17 protein-coding genes are annotated in these 15,814 nt (G+C 69.9%); 9 read left to right on the forward strand and 8 right to left on the reverse strand.

Going from position 1 to position 15,814, the window contains the following annotated elements; genetic code table 11:
- From ABD378_RS11280 to ABD378_RS11290, 3 genes are all read left to right on the forward strand, one after another.
- A partial coding sequence (locus tag ABD378_RS11280; protein ID WP_344520480.1) for a S1C family serine protease occupies positions 1 to 1,277 on the forward strand: 1,277 nt, incomplete at its 5' end.
- Between the two features lie 82 nt (positions 1,278 to 1,359).
- Positions 1,360 to 1,833, forward strand: a complete 474-nt coding sequence (locus tag ABD378_RS11285; protein WP_344520481.1) for a sec-independent translocase — start codon at positions 1,360 to 1,362, stop codon at positions 1,831 to 1,833.
- A 186-nt stretch (positions 1,834 to 2,019) separates the two neighbouring features.
- Positions 2,020 to 2,691, forward strand: coding sequence for a hypothetical protein (locus ABD378_RS11290; protein ID WP_344520482.1), 672 nt, complete (start codon positions 2,020 to 2,022; stop codon positions 2,689 to 2,691).
- Positions 2,692 to 2,784: 93 nt separating this feature from the next.
- On the opposite strand, the gene ABD378_RS11295 is transcribed toward ABD378_RS11290, so the two are convergent.
- Genes ABD378_RS11295 through ABD378_RS11305 form a run of 3 tightly spaced genes read right to left on the reverse strand, consistent with a single transcriptional unit; the run spans position 2,785 to position 5,802 of the window.
- Positions 2,785 to 3,918 carry an Mrp/NBP35 family ATP-binding protein gene (locus ABD378_RS11295; RefSeq protein ID WP_344520483.1) on the reverse strand — a complete coding sequence of 378 codons (1,134 nt, stop codon included), beginning with the start codon at positions 3,916 to 3,918 and terminating at the stop codon, positions 2,785 to 2,787.
- A 44-nt stretch (positions 3,919 to 3,962) separates the two neighbouring features.
- Positions 3,963 to 4,538 carry a DUF1003 domain-containing protein gene (locus ABD378_RS11300; RefSeq protein ID WP_344520485.1) on the reverse strand — a complete coding sequence of 192 codons (576 nt, stop codon included), beginning with the start codon at positions 4,536 to 4,538 and terminating at the stop codon, positions 3,963 to 3,965.
- Positions 4,525 to 5,802 (reverse strand): magnesium transporter MgtE N-terminal domain-containing protein, encoded by a 1,278-nt coding sequence (locus tag ABD378_RS11305; protein WP_344520486.1) that lies wholly within the window; start codon positions 5,800 to 5,802, stop codon positions 4,525 to 4,527. The genes ABD378_RS11300 and ABD378_RS11305 overlap by 14 nt, the downstream gene beginning before the upstream one ends.
- A 248-nt stretch (positions 5,803 to 6,050) precedes the next feature.
- Between ABD378_RS11305 and ABD378_RS11310 the strand changes: the two genes are divergently transcribed.
- Complete coding sequence (locus ABD378_RS11310; RefSeq protein WP_344520513.1) at positions 6,051 to 6,770, forward strand: hypothetical protein; 720 nt, start codon at positions 6,051 to 6,053, stop codon at positions 6,768 to 6,770.
- Between the two features lie 6 nt (positions 6,771 to 6,776).
- Here ABD378_RS11310 and ABD378_RS11315 read toward each other — a convergent pair whose 3' ends face one another.
- Together ABD378_RS11315 and ABD378_RS11320 are read right to left on the reverse strand one after the other, a co-directional pair.
- Positions 6,777 to 7,289: a hypothetical protein gene (locus tag ABD378_RS11315; RefSeq protein ID WP_344520487.1), complete on the reverse strand. Its 513-nt coding sequence runs from the start codon at positions 7,287 to 7,289 to the stop codon at positions 6,777 to 6,779.
- Between the two features lie 34 nt (positions 7,290 to 7,323).
- Complete coding sequence (locus ABD378_RS11320; RefSeq protein WP_344520488.1) at positions 7,324 to 8,439, reverse strand: magnesium and cobalt transport protein CorA; 1,116 nt, start codon at positions 8,437 to 8,439, stop codon at positions 7,324 to 7,326.
- Positions 8,440 to 8,910: 471 nt separating this feature from the next.
- Here ABD378_RS11320 and ABD378_RS11325 point away from each other — a divergent pair, with 471 nt between their 5' ends.
- Complete coding sequence (locus ABD378_RS11325; RefSeq protein ID WP_344520489.1) at positions 8,911 to 9,495, forward strand: suppressor of fused domain protein; 585 nt, start codon at positions 8,911 to 8,913, stop codon at positions 9,493 to 9,495.
- Positions 9,496 to 9,526: 31 nt separating this feature from the next.
- Here the strand turns inward: ABD378_RS11325 and ABD378_RS11330 are convergent, their stop codons facing one another.
- Positions 9,527 to 10,789 (reverse strand): MFS transporter, encoded by a 1,263-nt coding sequence (locus ABD378_RS11330; protein WP_344520490.1) that lies wholly within the window; start codon positions 10,787 to 10,789, stop codon positions 9,527 to 9,529.
- Between the two features lie 172 nt (positions 10,790 to 10,961).
- Here ABD378_RS11330 and ABD378_RS11335 point away from each other — a divergent pair, with 172 nt between their 5' ends.
- The 3 genes from ABD378_RS11335 to ABD378_RS11345 all read left to right on the forward strand — a co-directional run bounded on the left by ABD378_RS11335 (position 10,962) and on the right by ABD378_RS11345 (position 13,411).
- Positions 10,962 to 11,603: a DUF6758 family protein gene (locus tag ABD378_RS11335; protein ID WP_344520491.1), complete on the forward strand. Its 642-nt coding sequence runs from the start codon at positions 10,962 to 10,964 to the stop codon at positions 11,601 to 11,603.
- Positions 11,604 to 11,856: 253 nt separating this feature from the next.
- Positions 11,857 to 12,732, forward strand: coding sequence for a PHP domain-containing protein (locus ABD378_RS11340; protein WP_344520492.1), 876 nt, complete (start codon positions 11,857 to 11,859; stop codon positions 12,730 to 12,732).
- Between the two features lie 73 nt (positions 12,733 to 12,805).
- A complete protein-coding gene (locus ABD378_RS11345; protein ID WP_249587910.1) occupies positions 12,806 to 13,411 on the forward strand; it encodes a MarC family protein in 606 nt (201 codons plus the stop codon).
- 101 nt (positions 13,412 to 13,512) lie between these two features.
- On the opposite strand, the gene ABD378_RS11350 is transcribed toward ABD378_RS11345, so the two are convergent.
- Positions 13,513 to 13,665 carry a hypothetical protein gene (locus tag ABD378_RS11350; protein ID WP_167829028.1) on the reverse strand — a complete coding sequence of 51 codons (153 nt, stop codon included), beginning with the start codon at positions 13,663 to 13,665 and terminating at the stop codon, positions 13,513 to 13,515.
- A 211-nt stretch (positions 13,666 to 13,876) separates the two neighbouring features.
- Here ABD378_RS11350 and ABD378_RS11355 point away from each other — a divergent pair, with 211 nt between their 5' ends.
- Entirely contained in the window at positions 13,877 to 14,785 is a 909-nt protein-coding gene (locus tag ABD378_RS11355; protein WP_344520493.1) for an NYN domain-containing protein, read from the forward strand.
- A gap of 6 nt (positions 14,786 to 14,791) precedes the next feature.
- Here ABD378_RS11355 and ABD378_RS11360 read toward each other — a convergent pair whose 3' ends face one another.
- A complete protein-coding gene (locus tag ABD378_RS11360; protein ID WP_344520494.1) occupies positions 14,792 to 15,649 on the reverse strand; it encodes an alpha/beta fold hydrolase in 858 nt (285 codons plus the stop codon).
- Between the last annotated feature and the right edge of the window lie 165 nt (positions 15,650 to 15,814).

The following is a 15,814-nucleotide window of genomic DNA, read 5'->3' on the forward strand; positions in this document are numbered from 1 at the left end:
CCCCGCACCCCGTGCCCCCGCAAGGCGTCGCCCCGCAGCCGCAGCCGCAGCCGCAGCCGCAGCCGCAGCCCCAGCCCCAAGCCGCCCCTCCCCGCCAGCCCTACGACCCCTGGAACGCCCCCCTCCAGCAGAGTGGTGCCGTTCCCGTGGACAAGGAGAAGCAGCGGAAGCGGGCGCGGCGGATCATTCTGGTCGGGATCGCCGTCATCACCCTCGTGGCCGGTGGCCTTGGCGGAGCCCTCGGCGCCTATCTCGAGCGGAATGCCGGCGTCTCGGACATCGAGCTGCCGCAGGCGGACTCACAGGACAAGGCACGGGCCAAGGACAGCGTCGCCGGGATCGCGGCGAGCTCGCTGCCCGGCGTCGTGACCCTGCACGTCAGCGGCGACGAGGCGCAGGGCACAGGCACCGGCTTCGTGCTCGACGGCAAGGGCCACATCCTCACCAACAACCACGTCGTCGAGCCCGCCGGGACCGGCGGCGAGATATCGGTGACCTTCAGCGGCGGCGAGACCGCCAAGGCGGAGGTCATCGGCCGCGACGCGGGCTACGACCTCGCCGTGGTGAAGGTCTCCGGAGTGCGTGGACTGAAGCCGCTGCCGCTCGGCAACTCGGAGAACGTCCAGGTGGGCGACCCCGTCGTCGCCATCGGCGCCCCCTTCGACCTGGCCAACACCGTCACCTCCGGCATCATCAGCGCCAAGGAGCGCCCCATCACCGCCGGCGGGGAGAAGGGCGACGGCAGCGACATCAGCTACGTCGACGCACTGCAGACCGACGCACCCATCAACCCCGGCAACTCCGGCGGCCCGCTGGTCGACTCCGACGCCCGCGTCATCGGCATCAACAGCGCCATCCGCTCCGCCGACGACAGCTCGGCGCCCGGCGGCGGCCAGGCCGGTTCGATAGGGCTCGGCTTCGCCATCCCCATCAACCAGGGCAAGCGCGTCGCCGAGGAGCTGATCAACACCGGCAAGGCCACGCACCCTGTGATCGGTGTCACGCTCGACATGGAGTACACGGGCGACGGCGCTCGCGTCGGCGAAAAGGGCAAGGACGGCGGCCCCGCCGTGAACGTGGGCGGCCCCGGTGACCGCGCCGGAATCGAGCCGGGCGACGTCATCACCGAAGTGGACGGCCAGCGCATTCACTCCGGCGACGAACTCATCGTCAAGATCCGCGCCCACCGCCCCAAGGACAGCCTTGAATTGACCGTCCAGCGAGCGGGAAAGGACCGGAAAGTGACGCTCGTGCTCGGCGCGTCGGGCGGGAACTGATCCACGTCTGTCGCCCAGCGGCTACCGGACGGACAGGAAGGCCGGGTACCGTGGACCCGGTCCGGATGGCAAGGAGCTCAAGGTGTTCTCAGACATTGGCCCGCTCGAGGTAGTGGCGCTGATCATCCTCGCCGTGCTCGTTTTCGGCCCGGACAAGCTGCCCAAGCTGATTCAGGACGCCTCGCGCACCATCCGTAAGATCCGCGAATTCTCGGACAGCGCCAAGGCGGATATACGCAGCGAACTCGGCCCGGAATTCAAGGACTTCGAGTTCGAGGACCTGAATCCGAAGACCTTCATCCGCAAGCAGCTCGACAACGACGAGCTCGGCCTGAAGGAAATCCGGAACGGCTTCGACCTGAAGAAGGAGATGGCCGAGGTCACGGACGCCGTGCACGGGCGTGAGAGTGAATCCTCGGAAGGTTCCGACAGCTCGTCCGACACGGCAGGCGGACGCATCGACATGGCCAAGAAGGACGGTCGTGTCGACATGGACAAGAAGCCCGAGAAGGCCGCGCCCGCCGAGCATCCGCCCTACGACGCGGACGCCACCTGACCTCCTCCGAGGCACCCGCGGTACGCCCCCGAGCACGCCCCACGGCACTCTCTTCGAGACACCCGGCCGCCGACCGGTGTCCCAGGTTCCGGAACGGGTGTGGCTATCCTGCCTTGTTGTCCGGCTGAGGACGCCCGAGGGGGGCGGGCCCTGCGGACCGATGAGAACGAGGAGGCGGCCGGGTACATGGAGACGACAAGTCGCGTAGGCGCACAGGCGCCGGCCGCGGACGGCACCGCAGAAGCGATGCCCTCCGCCCGGCGCACGGTCGACAGCTATCTGCTGGCGCCCTTCCCCTGGTACGGCCTCGACGAGGCCTTCACGGGACAGCGCTGGCTGATGCAGGTCGGCGCCGCCGCGGACGGCGCGGTGGAGCACGGCTCCATCGGGCACGGCGATGAGCCGTCGGTACGGAGCGACGGACCCTTCGGGAACAGTGACAAGGAGCGCTTCGCGGTCGTGGTGACCGTCGCGGCCAACCCGGTGCGGCGCAGCCCGGACGGCACGGGCCTGCTCGAGGCGACGTCGGTGTCGTCCGCGGCCTGGCTCGCAGGAGTGGGGCTGCTGTCCTTCACCTGGCCCAACCAGATGGACCACACCCTGCGTGACGACTGGCTGGACCAGCAGACCGAGACCGCCTGGGTCCTCGCGGACGATCTGCAGGGCGACGACTGGTCGACGCTCTCGCTCCCGGTGGACGGGGTGCCGACCTCGTTCCACTACCGCGAGTCCGAGTTCGGCTGGGTGCTCGCCGGGTCCACCAAGGAGGGCGTGCACCTGGGCGCCTACGGGCGCGGCATGAGCGCGTACGGCCTGGGCTTCTCCGTGGTCAAGGACATCCACGAGTACGCCTCCTAGCGCCTCGCGCACACACATACGCCGATGGGGGCGCCGCTCATGATGAGCGGCGCCCCCATCGGCGTACGGCCAAGGAGTCGGACGGCCGAGGCCTCAGAACTTGTTGCGCGGGGTGATCCCGAGCGTCATGCCCGCGAGGCCGCGCTGGCGGCCGCCCAGCTTGCCCGCGATCGTGCGAAGGGCCGAGCCCGCCGGGGACTCCGGGTCGGTCAGGACGACCGGCTTGCCCTCGTCGCCGCCTTCGCGCAGGCGCACGTCGATCGGGATGGAGCCGAGGACCGGGACGTTGGCGCCGGTGGTCTTCGTGAGGCCCTCGGCGACCCGCTGGCCGCCGCCGCTGCCGAAGACGTCGACCATCTCGCCGCAGTGCGGGCAGGGAAGACCGGCCATGTTCTCGACGACGCCGACGATCTTCTGGTGGGTCTGCACCGCGATGGAGCCCGCGCGCTCGGCGACCTCGGCCGCCGCCTGCTGGGGCGTCGTCACGACCAGGATCTCGGCGTTCGGGACCAGCTGGGCGACGGAGATCGCGATGTCGCCGGTGCCCGGGGGCAGGTCGAGGAGCAGGACGTCCAGGTCGCCCCAGAAGACGTCCGCGAGGAACTGCTGGAGGGCGCGGTGGAGCATCGGGCCACGCCACACGACCGGGGCGTTGCCCGGAGTGAACATGCCGATCGAGATGACCTTCACGCCGTGCGCCGACGGCGGCATGATCATGTCCTCGACCTGGGTGGGCTTGCCGTCGGCGCCCAGCATCCTGGGCACGGAGTGGCCGTAGATGTCGGCGTCCACGACGCCGACCTTCAGGCCGTCCGCCGCCATCGCGGCCGCGAGGTTCACCGTCACCGATGACTTGCCGACGCCGCCCTTGCCGGACGCGACGGCGTAGACACGGGTCAGCGAGCCGGGCTTGGCGAAGGGGACCTCGCGCTCGGCGGTGCCGCCGCGCAGCGCGCTCGCCAGCTCCTTGCGCTGCTCGTCGCTCATCACGTCGAGGGTGACGTCGACGTGCGTGACGCCTTCGACGGCGGCGACCGCGTCGGTCACGTTCTTCGTGATGGTCTCGCGCATCGGGCACCCGGAGACCGTGAGGTACACAGTGACCGCTACCACCCCATCAGGGGAGATATCTACCGATTTGACCATCCCCAACTCGGTGATGGGTCGGTGGATCTCGGGGTCGTTCACCGTCGCCAGTGCTTCACGCACCGCGTCTTCCGTAGCCATACAACCGATAGTACGGCGCGGTAACCCTGCCCCGGAAAGGGCCGTCAACGGTCGCCTACATCACGCCCGCCGCTTTCCTCGGCCGGGAATACGACGCGCTTGCCCTTCCGCTGCTCCTCCAGCTCCCTGACCAGGTCCTGGAGTTCGGAACGGATCCAGTCGCGGGTGGCCACCTCGCCGAGGCCCATGCGCAGCGAGGCGATCTCACGGCTCAGATATTCGGTGTCCGCGATGGAGCGCTCGTTCTGTTTGCGGTCCTGTTCGAGATTGACCCGGTCCCGGTCGTCCTGCCGGTTCTGCGCGAGCAGGATCAGGGGGGCCGCGTAGGACGCCTGGAGGGAGAGCGCGAGCGTCAGGAACAGGAACGGGAACGGGTCGAAACGCAGCGCCTGCGGTGCCCAGACGTTCCAGGCGACCCACACGATGATGGTGATCGTCATCCAGACGATGAAGCGCCCCGTGCCCAGGAACCGCGCGATCCGCTCCGAGAGCCGTCCGAAGGCCTCGGGGTCGTACTCCGGCAGGAGCTTGCGGCGCGGCGGCCGCGGCTGGTCGAGCCGGAAACGGGGAGCCGTCCGCGGCTCGACGCGGCTGTCCCGCTCCCGGTCAGCCGGCGGCATGGGGCGCTCCGTCCTCCTGGTGAAACTCGGTCTCGCGCCAGTCGTCCGGCAGCATGTGGTCGAGCACGTCGTCGACGGTGACCGCGCCGAGCAGCGAGCCGCCCTCGTCGACGACGGGGGCCGCCACCATGTCGTACGTGGCGAAGAACCCGGCGACGTGGGGCAGCACGGTCTCCGGGGCGAGCGTCTGCAGATCGTCGTCGAGGATCGAGCTGACCAGCGTGTACGGCGGATCGCGCAGGAGCCGCTGGAAGTGCACGGTGCCGAGGTACTTGCCCGTCGGCGTCTCGTCCGGCGGACGGCACACGTAGACCTGCGCGGCGAGCGCGGGGGACAGGTCCTGCTGGCGCACCCGCGCGAGGGCGTCGGCGACCGTCGCGTCGGGCCGCAGCACGATCGGCTCGGTCGTCATCAGACCGCCGGCGGTGCGCTCCTCGTACGCCATCAGGCGCCGCACGTCCGCCGCGTCGTCCGGCTGCATCAGCGTGAGCAGCCGCTCCTTGTCGTCCTCGGGCAGCTCGGCGAGCAGGTCGGCGGCGTCGTCCGGGTCCATCGCCTCCAGGACGTCGGCGGCGCGCTCCTCCTTGAGTTTGCCGAGGATCTCGATCTGGTCGTCCTCGGGGAGCTCTTCGAGGACGTCGGCGAGCCGGTCGTCGTCGAGCGCGGCGGCCACCTCGGCCCGGCGCTTCGGCGACAGGTGGTGCAGGACGTTGGCGAGGTCGGCGGGGCGCAGCTGCTCGAAGGTGGCGAGCAGGCTCTCGGCGCCCTGGCCATGCTCCTCCAGGGAGAAGCCGTCGACGGCCGACCACTCGACGGTCAGCGTCTCGCCCTTGCGCCGGAACGTGCCGCCCTTCCCCTTGCGTACGAAGACCCGGTCGATCTCCCAGTCGCGGCGGGCCGGAAGCTGCTGCACCGCCACGTCGAGGACGGTCACCTCCTCGTCCGTCTCGACGAGCCTGACCCGCCGGTCGAGCATCTCGCCGAGCACGAGCCGCTCGGTGGGCCGCTGCTCGAAGCGCCGCACGTTCAGTACGCCGGTCGTGATGACCTGGCCCGTCTCGATGCCGGTCACGCGGGTCATGGGCAGGAAGATGCGGCGCCGCGTGGAGAGCTCGACGACGAGACCCAGGAGCCGGGGCGGCCTGCGCTGCACCCGGAGCATCGCCACCAGGTCGCGCACCCGGCCCACCTGGTCGCCGTTCGGGTCGAAGACGGCGGTGCCGGCCAGATGCGAGACGAAGACCCGGGAGGCGCTTGCCGCCATCACACGCGCCTCCCTCACTCGTAGCTTTTTGTGCCGTTCTGTCGATCAATGCGGGCTTCAGGCTAGCCCGTCCCGGTCGGTTACGCCCCGGCGGGGCGTCCGGCAGGACTGGCGCCGATCCGACTGGTCAGCACGGGTACGCTGCCGTACTGCCCCAGCCGTAGCCGTCGTCCCCACGAGAGGCAGCGCCCCCTGTGTCAGCGATTCCCCTGGTCCGCCGCACCCGTAGGACAGCACTCGTGAGCGCGATGTGCGCGGGTCTCGTCGTGGGGATCACCGGTCTCACCGGGTGCAGCAGCGAGGAGGATCCGGACGCGGGCACGAACGGCATCGGCAAACTCTCCGCCGCGAAGATCCAGAGCAAGTCCCGCGCGGCTGCCGACGCGGCGCCCGCGGTGCGGCTCTCGGGCACTCTGGTCAGCAAGGGCCACACGTACAAGCTCGACATGCGTCTGAAGGAGGACGGCGGCACCGGATCGGTCACCTCGAAGGGGGAGACCTTCCAGCTGCTGCGCGTCGGCAAGCAGCTTTTCCTGAAGGCCGACTCCGCCTTCTGGACCCACAAGGACGCCAAGGGCGGCGAGAAGCCCGGCAAGGCGGACGGCGAGGCCGCGGCCAAGCTCGACGGCAAGTACGTGAAGGTGCCCGAGGAGGACGCGGCCTACCAGCAGCTGAGCGGCTTCACGGACAAGGACGTCCTCCTGGCGGGCATGCTCACCCTGCACGGCAAGCTCGCCACCGGTGACCGCGGCACGACGGCGGGCAGTCCCAGCATCGAGATCACCGGCGACGAGGGCGCGGGCGGCACCCTGGACGTCTCCCTCAAGGGCAAGCCCTATCCGCTGCGCCTGGAGCGCGCGGGCGACGCGGGCATGGTCCGGCTCGGCGACTGGGGCAGGGACTTCACGCTCAGCGAGCCGGGCAAGGACGAGATGGTCGACTACGGCGAGCAGCTGCCCGAGTCGTAAAGGGCCTCAGCCCCGCCGCTTCTTCCGCTTGAACAGCAGCCGGGGCAGCGCTTCGGGCGCCGGCTGCCGGGTGGTCGCCCCGGTCGGCAGGGGCGGGGCCGCGAGGGACCCGTCGGGCAGGTCGGTGATCGTGTCCTGCGGGGTGAGCCGGACGACCCGGCACTCGTCCGCCCAGCGCTGCGGCATCCGCTCGCCGTCGGGTGCGTTCAGACGCTTGCCCTTGAGCTCGGCGACGGCCGCCTCCCACGCGTCGGAGCGCGGCGCGAGCTCGGTCACGAGCGCCGTCCAGGCGATGAGCCGGCCGCCCTTGTCCTTGCTGCGTACGGTCACTTCGGCGGTGCCGCCGTCCACGAGACCCGGCAGCGGCTGCTCGCCGGGGCCGTCACCGATGAGGTGCGCCGCGCCCTCGTGCCATACGTGCCACAGGGCGCGGGCCGGTTCTTCGCCGCGTACCCAGATGAGGCCCGACTTCTTGGTGGCCTCCTCGAGGAGGGCCTGGGCGAGCAGCGTTTCTGTCATGGGCGCAGCCTACCGAGTGGGGTGCTGTGGGGTTCTAGAGCCAGCCGTTGCGCTTCAGGGTGCGGTGGATGGCGTAGCAGGCCACGCCGATGAGGCCGAGCACCATCGGGTAGCCGAACCGCCAGTGCAGCTCGGGCATGTGGTCGAAGTTCATGCCGTAGACCCCGCAGACCGCCGTCGGCACGGCGATGATCGCCGCCCAGGAGGTGATCTTGCGCATGTCCTCGTTCTGCGCGACCGCGGCCTGCGCGAGGTTGGCCTGGAGGATCGAGTTGAGCAGTTCGTCGAAGCCGACGACCTGTTCCTGGACGCGGGCCAGGTGGTCGGCGACGTCACGGAAGTACTTCTGGATGTCCGGGTCGACCAGGCGCATCGGCCGCTCGCTCAGGAGCAGCATGGGCCTCAGCAGCGGCGAGACGGCTCGCTTGAACTCCAGGACCTCACGCTTGAGCTGGTAGATCCGCCCGGCGTCGACACCGCGCGATGTGCCCTTGCCCGGCGCCGAGAACACCTCGGTCTCCACGTCGTCGATGTCGTCCTGCATGGCGTCGGCGACCGCGAGATAGCCGTCGACGACATGGTCGGCGATGGTGTGCAGGACGGCGGAAGGACCCTTGGCGAGCAGCTCGGGCTCCTCCTGGAGCCGGCGCCGCAGGGCGCGCAGCGAGCCGTGGCCGCCGTGCCGCACGGTGATGAAGAAGTCCCGCCCGGTGAAGCACATCACCTCGCCGGTTTCCACGATCTCGCTGGTCGCGGTGAGTTCGGCGTGCTCTACGTAGTGGATGGTCTTGAAGACCGTGAACAGCGTGTCGTCGTAGCGCTCGAGCTTGGGCCGCTGGTGCGCGTGCACCGCGTCCTCGACGGCGAGGGGGTGAAGACCGAACTCGGCGGCGATACCGGCGAATTCGGCCTCGGTCGGCTCGTGCAGACCGATCCAGGCGAAGCCGCCGTCGCGACGCACCTGGAGCATCGCCTCGTGCGGCGTGAGCGTGTCGTCGCAGGCCGCGCGGCGCCCGTCGCGGTAGACGGCGCAGTCGACGACGGCGGAGGCGGCGGTGGGGTCGCGCGTGGTGTCGTACGAGCTGTAGGCGCTGCCGTCCTTGCGGAGCGAGGGGCGGACGGCGGCGCGAAGGTCACGGATCATCGACATGGGCAGGCTCCTTTGACGGAGGCCGCCGGCGGCGGGTGGAACTACCCGGAATGAGGACGTCCTGCTGAGGATGTTTGGCACGTCCACAAAGCGGGGAGCACCGCACCATCGCGGTGGCAGCTTCGCTACTGACTCAGATCAGAGAACTCAGAGAGATCAGGTGGAAACGAAGTGCTCTTCCGTCGCACGCGAGCACGGGGAGTACAGGCGCACAGTGGCAGCTACAGAGCTGCGTGAGGTGTCAGACGGAAGAACGGGTGGTACTGCACGGTCGACTTCGATCCATGGCAGCCCCACCTCCTCCGGCCGGTCCCCCGTAGGGGAGTCCCAAGCGCGTAGCGCGCGAAGTCATCTGCCCGGGCTTGAAAGCGTGCTCTGCGCGCTGCCCGGAACCAGCGGCCAACACTATCAGCCGACTGAAGTGTCAAGCCCCGCCTTTACCCGCCTCTGACGAGTTCTATGCTCAACGCCATGGCTGATGTTCTTGCTCTGGTCGAGGCCCGTCTCCGTACTGGCCTCGGTGAACCGGACGCCCGCGCCGCGGTGACCTTCCTCGGCACCGACCGCGTAGAAGTGCTGCGCTTCACGGACGGGGACGTGGTCAGATACGCCACCCTCGGTATGTCGGTCCAGCCGATGGCCGATCCGACCGCCCCCCTGGCCGACCCGGTCAAGGGCCCGCGCGCGGAGCTGATCCTCTCGGTGCGGGGCGGCGTCGCCGACACGGACAAGGTGCTGCGCCCCCTGGCCGTACTGGCCGCGTCGCCGCAGGTCGAGGGCCTGGTCGTGGCCCCAGGCGCCTCGCTCGACGTGGGTGAACCGCTGTGGCCCGGCGCCCAGTTCACGTCGGTCCTTGTCGCGGAGCCGGGCGGCTTGGTGGAGGACCTGGAGCTTGACGAGCCGATGGAGCCCGTACGGTTCCTGCCGCTGCTGCCCATGACGCCGAACGAGGGCGCGTGGAAGCGGGTGCACGGCGCGCAGGCCCTGCAGGAGCGCTGGCTGAACAGCGGAACGGACCTACGCGATCCGCTGCGCAAGTCCGTTTCCCTGGACTGAAGCCCTGGACTGAAATCCCCGACCGGAAGCCTCAGTTGGCGAAGACGGTGACGCCGTCCTCCGTCGCGTGCTTCGGTTCGAGCTCCTCGGCCTCGTGAGTGAGCGCGTCCTTGCGGACCCAGACCACGACCGCGCCGAGCACCGCCGTGACGGCCGCGACCACGAACGGGATGTGGATGTTGCTCCACTCCTCGATCTTCGGTGCGAAGAACGGGGCGGCGGCCGCCGCGAACCACCGGACGAAGTTGTAGCCGGCGCTGGCCACGGGCCGCGGCGCGTCCGAGACGCCGAGCGCGAGCTCGGTGTAGACGGTGTTGTTCACGCCGATGAAGGCGCCGGACAGGATCGTGCAGATGATGGCCGTGGCGTGGTTGCCGTACCCGAGCACCAGCACGTCCGCCGCGAGCAGCACGAGCGAGCCGCCGAGCACCTTCAGCGAGCCGAGCCGCGCCTGCAGCCGAGGGGCCACGAGCACCGAGAAGACCGCGAGCAGGAGACCCCAGGCGAAGAAGATGGCGCCCGACTTGTACGGGGTCATGTTCAGCACGAACGGCGTGAAGGCCAGGACCGTGAAGAACGTGTAGTTGTAGAAGAACGCGGAGGCGGCGGCGGACGCGAGCCCGCCGTGGCCAAGAGCCTTGATCGGGGCCAGCAGGGACGTCTTCTGCGCGGGCTTCGGCTGTTCCTTCAGGAACGCCGTGATGCACAGGAACCCGACCGCCATCAGGACCGCGGTGCCGAAGAACGGGTAGCGCCAGCTCGCGTTGCCGAGCACCGCCCCGAGCAGCGGCCCGCACGCCATGCCGAGGCCGAGCGCCGACTCGTAGAGCAGGATCGCGGCGGCGCTGCCGCCGGCCGCCGCGCCGACGATCACCGCAAGGGCGGTCGACACGAAGAGCGCGTTGCCGAGCCCCCATCCCGCGCGAAACCCGACGAGCTCGCCGACCGAGCCCGAGGTGCCCGCGAGCCCCGCGAAGACCACGACGAGCGCGAGGCCGAGCAGCAGGGTCTTCTTGCCGCCGATCCGGCTGGAGACGAATCCGGTCACCAGCATCGCGACGGCGGTGATCAGGAAGTACGAGGTGAAGAGCAGGGAGACCTGGCTGGCGGAGGCGTCAAGGCCCTTGGCGATGGAGGGGAGGATCGGGTCGACGAGCCCGATGCCCATGAAGGCGACGACGGACGCGCCGGCCGTGGCCCAGACGGCCTTCGGCTGGCGCAGGAGACTGATCGCTCCCGTCGCTCCCTCGTCGAACGGATCCCCTTCCGCGGGGCCTCCTGTGCTGCTGTTCATGCCTGCTCCTCAGCTGCTTCCGTGGCGTCTTCCGTCGAGATCGTTGACGTATACACAGATTAGTTAGCCAAGCTAAAAGATGCAAGCTACATCTAATTTCGCCTGGTGACAGGGCCACCGGACGGGTGATCGTCCTTGACGGAGTGACGACCGGGGAGGACCGTTGGGCGCTATGAGGGGCGAACCCAGTTGCCCGAAGTGTGGTGGCCGGGTCAGGGCTCCCGGTCTCTTTGCCGACTCCTGGCAGTGCGATGTGCACGGGACGGTGCATCCGCTGCAGCCTGTGATCCCGCCCAGCGTCGAGGCCCTCCAGGTCGTGGTGCATCGCGCGCAGGTGCCGGTGTGGATGCCGTGGCCGTTGCCGGTCGGCTGGCTGTTCACGGGCGTGGCCTGCGCGGGCGACGACCGCAGCGGCGGCCGTGCGACCGCCGTGGCCTGCTCGGGGCCCGCGCCGCTCGGTGGCATGGGCGAGTTGGTCCTGGTCGCCGAGGAGCTGGGCGTCGGTCTCGGCGCGCGGTATGCGGGCGTCGACGGCCCGGACCCCGGCCCGTATCTGAACGTCGAGAAGCCGCCCCAGGCCAAGCTCCTCGCGGCGGGCAGGCCGACCCCGCTGTGGCATGTGGCGGGTACGCCGGACGACCGCGCGGTCTTCGCGGGCGAGGCGCGCGGCCTGTGGCTGTGGGCCATCGCTTGGCCGGAGCAGTCGGGGCTCCTGATGTATGACGAGCTGGTGCTCACCGATCTGCGGGACGCGGGGGCCGAGGTGGACCTGCTGCCGTGCGGGGCGCTCTCGCCGCGGATCCTGATGCTGTGACCTGATGCTGTGAGGTGAGGGGTTTCTCGGCCGGGGCGGGCGCGTGAGGTGGGGCGTGTGAGGTGGTGGCGTCCTGTCCGGGTGGGCGCGTGAGGTGGTGGCATCTTCTCCGGGTGGGCGCGTGAGGTGAGGGGTGTCTCGTCTGGCGCGGGCGGGGGGAGTGTTCGAGCCCCGTTATCCTTGAGCGTCCCCCTCGCGACCGTCCCTCGTGGACTTGTCCGCATTCGCCCCGTCAGAGCCTGGAGTCCGCGTCGTGCGCATCGACCTGCACACCCACTCCACCGCTTCCGACGGCACGGACACCCCGGCGCAGCTGGTGCGCAACGCTGCCGCCGCCGGGCTCGACGTCGTCGCGCTCACGGACCACGACACCACCCGCGGGTACGCGGAGGCCGTCGCGGCCCTGCCCGCACTCGACCGAGGCCTCACCCTCGTCACCGGAGCCGAACTCTCCTGCCGCCTCGACGGCGTGGGCCTGCACATGCTGGCCTACCTCTTCGATCCCGACGAGCCGGAGCTCGCCCGTGAGCGCGAGCTCGTGCGCGACGACCGGGTGCCCCGCGCCAAGACGATGATCGGCAAGCTCCAGGAGCTCGGCGTCCCGGTCACCTGGGAGCACGTCGCGCGCATCGCGGGCGACGGCTCGGTCGGCCGTCCGCACATCGCCGAGGCCATGGTCGAGCTGGGCGTCGTGCCCACCGTCTCGGACGCCTTCACGCCCGACTGGCTCGCCGACGGCGGCCGTGCGTACGCCGAGAAGCACGAACTGGACCCCTTCGACGCGATCCGCCTGGTCAAGGCCGCGGGCGGCGTCACCGTCTTCGCGCACCCGGCGGCCGTCAAGCGCGGGCAGATCGTGCCCGAGGCGGCGATAGCGGCCCTGGCCGCCGCCGGTCTCGACGGCGTCGAGGCCGACCACATGGACCACGACCCGGCCACGCGGACCCGGCTGCACGGCCTCGCCACGGACCTCGGCCTCCTTGCCACGGGGTCGAGCGACTACCACGGCAGCCGCAAGACCTGCGTGCTCGGGGAGTTCACCACGGACCCCGAGATCTACGGGGAGATCACGCGCCGGGCGACCGGGGCGTTCCCGGTGCCGGGCGCGGGCGGAGGCCCGGCCGCGTAACGCGGCTCCGCCCCCCACCCTTTCCGCCGCCCCCGCGCGGCATTTTCGTACGACTCACTGCAAGGCCATCACTGTGTTCGACGTCGCCGTCTTCGGATCCCTCTTCCTCACCCTTTTTGTGATCATGGATCCCCCTGGGATCACCCCGATCTTCCTCGGACTCACCTCCGGGCGCCCCGCCAAGGTGCAGAAGAAGATGGCCTTCCAGGCCGTGTGCGTCGCCTTCGGCGTGATCGCGGTCTTCGGGCTCCTGGGGCACCAGATCCTCGACTACCTCCATGTCTCCGTCCCCGCGCTGATGATCGCGGGCGGTCTGCTGCTCCTCCTGATCGCGCTCGACCTGCTCACCGGCAAGACGGACGAGCCCAAGCAGACCAAGGACGTCAATGTCGCGCTCGTGCCGCTCGGCATGCCGCTGCTCGCCGGGCCGGGCGCGATCGTCTCCGTCATCCTGGCCGTCCAGGACGCCGACAGTGTCGGCACCCAGATCTCCGTGTGGGCGGCGATCGTGGCGATGCACGTCGTGCTGTGGCTGGTGATGCGCTACTCGCTGCTGATCATCCGGGTCATCAAGGACGGCGGCGTGGTCCTGGTGACGCGGCTCGCGGGCATGATGCTCTCCGCGATCGCGGTGCAGCAGATCATCAACGGCGTGACACAGGTGATCAACGGCGGCTAGGGCTCCGGTGATCCCGCGTGGACACCCGGCCCCGGGCATGCCAAGGGCCCCCGTACCAAAGGTGTACGGGGGCCCTTCAACCTGTCAGTGCAACGTGTGCGTTACGAGGCCGGGGATTCGGCCGGACGGATATAGATGCGCTGGCCGATCGCTGCGGCCTGCTGCACGATCCGATTGACGGAGGCGGCGTCTACGACGGTCCGGTCCACGGCGGCGCCGTCGACGTCGTCGAGTCGCATGATTTCGAAGCGCATATGGCTTCTCCCTTCGTCTGGTCATCCTCCTGAAGGAGAACTACTGGAGTTGTGGTCCCCCGGGACAGCTGTGTCCGGCGTTCCATATGGGTAGAACGAGTTGCCCCCAGCAAACATTCCCTACGCTAAGGAAATTTTTCGACAGGCTAATTACTCACGAGTAGCGAGACCGGTTGTGTTCGCTGCGTGACCACCGGGACAATGAGCCCCAATGAACGACGAGATCGACATCAGCGTCCAGATCAGCGCCCAGCTGGAGCGCACCAACAGCCTCCTCGAGCGCATGCTCGCCGAGGTGGCGAAGACGCCGTCCACCCACGCGATCTTCGTCGATGCCGGATATGTGTACGCGGCGGCGGGACGGCTCGCGGTCGGCACGGAGGACCGGCGCGCCTTCGATCTGGACGCGGAGGGTCTTATCGAGGCGTTCATCGACAAGGCGCGCACGATCTTCGCGGACAGCCGTCTGCTGCGCGTCTACTGGTACGACGGTGCGCGGCGCCGCATCCACACGGTGGAGCAGCAGTCCATCGCGGAGCTCCCCGACGTCAAGGTCCGCCTGGGCAACCTCAACGCGAACAATCAGCAGAAGGGCGTGGATTCCCTCATCCGGACGGATCTGGAGTCGCTCGCCCGGCACCGAGCCATCAGCGACGCGGCCCTGATCGGGGGCGACGAGGACCTGGTCTCGGCGGTGGAGGCGGCGCAGGGGTACGGCGCGCGGGTGCACCTGTGGGGCATCGAGGCGACCGACGGCCGCAATCAGGCGGAGCCGCTGCTGTGGGAGGTCGACAGCCAGCGCACGTTCGACCTCGAGTTCTTCAAGCCGTACGTGTCCCGGCGCAGCGCCGCGGCGTCGTACGAGACGGCGGGCACGCCGCGGCCCTCCCGCGAGGACGTGCGCTTCGTGGGCGCGCAGATCGCCGCGAAGTGGCTGGCCGCGCGGGGGCGCGGGGCGCTGGTGGACCTGCTGCCGGGGCATCCGTACCTGCCGGGGTCGGTGGACCAGGAGCTCCTGGTGGAGGCCGAGAAGCTGCTCGCGTACTCGCTGCGGGGGCAGTCGGACCTGCGGCGGGCGCTGCGGGATGGCTTCTGGGGGCAGCTGCAGACGCAGTACTGAAGGTGGCTAGTGGCTGCTGCTGATCGGGTCCCAGAAGGCGATGAGGGCGGCGGCGGTCTCCTTCGGCCGGTCGGTGTTGGGGGAGTGTTCGGCGCCGGTGATGACCGTGCGGTGGGCGTCCAGCCGGTCCGCCATGTCGTCGAGCCAGGGGATGGGCCAGGTGTCGTCGCGCTCGCCGGAGATGACGTGCTTGCGCAGGGGCAGGTCGGCGAGCTCCGTGACGCGGTCCGGCTCGACGCAGAGCTGCTTGCCGGTGGCGATGAGCTGCGCGGGGCTGTGCCGCAGCCAGCGCTCGCGCAGGGCTTCACCGTCGAGGTCGGTCTCCTCCGGCGGATCCATCGCCTGGATGGCTGCCCAGGCCTCGGCCATCGACAGGACGGCGAGCGCGTCCGTCAGCATCTTGGCGCGGGCCTGCTGAGAGGTCGAGATGGCGGCGGGGCCGGAGGCCATGAGGGTGAGCGAGGCGAAGGTTCCCGCGGGCGCGCGGAGGGCGGCGGCGCGGGAGATGAGCCCTCCGAGGGAGTGCCCGAGGAGGTGCGGCGTGCCGCCGACGGCTTCGGCCTGGGCGAGGACGTCTTGGGCCAACTGGTCCTGGGCGTACGGGGATTCGTCGTCCGCGGGGCCTTCGGTCTGGTACTGCCCGCGGCCGTCGACGGAGATGGCCCGGTATCCGGCATCTGCGATGGGCCTGAGCAGGGCGATGAAGTCCTCCTTGCTCCCGGTGAATCCGGGGAGCAGCAGGACGGTGCCCTTGGCCTGGTCGGCCGGGGGGCGCGCGTCGAGGGTGGCGAACTCGCCGCGTGCGGTCTGGAGGCGGGGGGCGTCGACGCCGGGGGGCGGGGTGAAGGTCGGGGGCCTGCTCATGCTCTGAGGCTAGCCGCCGGCTTGGCGGTTCTCGACGGCTGGTCCTCCGGGTGCGGTGGGTCCCCCTTTCCGGCTGCCGGTGCTCTGGGGTTTCCCAGGGCGCCCTGGGGTCCCCTCTTTCCCGCGCTTCGCGCGGATCCTTCCCGCCCACCCACCCGATTGCCC

The sequence above is a fragment of the Streptomyces rectiviolaceus genome (genome assembly GCF_039533825.1).
Lineage (GTDB): Bacteria > Actinomycetota > Actinomycetes > Streptomycetales > Streptomycetaceae > Streptomyces > Streptomyces rectiviolaceus.

Bases quoted from the DNA above. Each gene is read 5' to 3' on its own strand.
- ABD378_RS11320 (WP_344520488.1), bottom strand. From the start codon at position 8,439: ATGTCGATGATCCGTGACCTTCGCGCCGCCGTCCGCCCCTCGCTCCGC.
- ABD378_RS11355 (WP_344520493.1), top strand. From the start codon at position 13,877: ATGAACGACGAGATCGACATCAGCGTCCAGATCAGCGCCCAGCTGGAG.
- ABD378_RS11300 (WP_344520485.1), bottom strand. From the start codon at position 4,538: ATGCCGCCGGCTGACCGGGAGCGGGACAGCCGCGTCGAGCCGCGGACG.
- ABD378_RS11330 (WP_344520490.1), bottom strand. From the start codon at position 10,789: ATGAACAGCAGCACAGGAGGCCCCGCGGAAGGGGATCCGTTCGACGAG.
- ABD378_RS11350 (WP_167829028.1), bottom strand. From the start codon at position 13,665: ATGCGCTTCGAAATCATGCGACTCGACGACGTCGACGGCGCCGCCGTG.
- ABD378_RS11295 (WP_344520483.1), bottom strand. From the start codon at position 3,918: ATGGCTACGGAAGACGCGGTGCGTGAAGCACTGGCGACGGTGAACGAC.
- ABD378_RS11335 (WP_344520491.1), top strand. From the start codon at position 10,962: ATGAGGGGCGAACCCAGTTGCCCGAAGTGTGGTGGCCGGGTCAGGGCT.
- ABD378_RS11325 (WP_344520489.1), top strand. From the start codon at position 8,911: ATGGCTGATGTTCTTGCTCTGGTCGAGGCCCGTCTCCGTACTGGCCTC.
- ABD378_RS11305 (WP_344520486.1), bottom strand. From the start codon at position 5,802: ATGGCGGCAAGCGCCTCCCGGGTCTTCGTCTCGCATCTGGCCGGCACC.
- ABD378_RS11310 (WP_344520513.1), top strand. From the start codon at position 6,051: ATGTGCGCGGGTCTCGTCGTGGGGATCACCGGTCTCACCGGGTGCAGC.
- ABD378_RS11290 (WP_344520482.1), top strand. From the start codon at position 2,020: ATGGAGACGACAAGTCGCGTAGGCGCACAGGCGCCGGCCGCGGACGGC.
- ABD378_RS11315 (WP_344520487.1), bottom strand. From the start codon at position 7,289: ATGACAGAAACGCTGCTCGCCCAGGCCCTCCTCGAGGAGGCCACCAAG.
- ABD378_RS11360 (WP_344520494.1), bottom strand. From the start codon at position 15,649: ATGAGCAGGCCCCCGACCTTCACCCCGCCCCCCGGCGTCGACGCCCCC.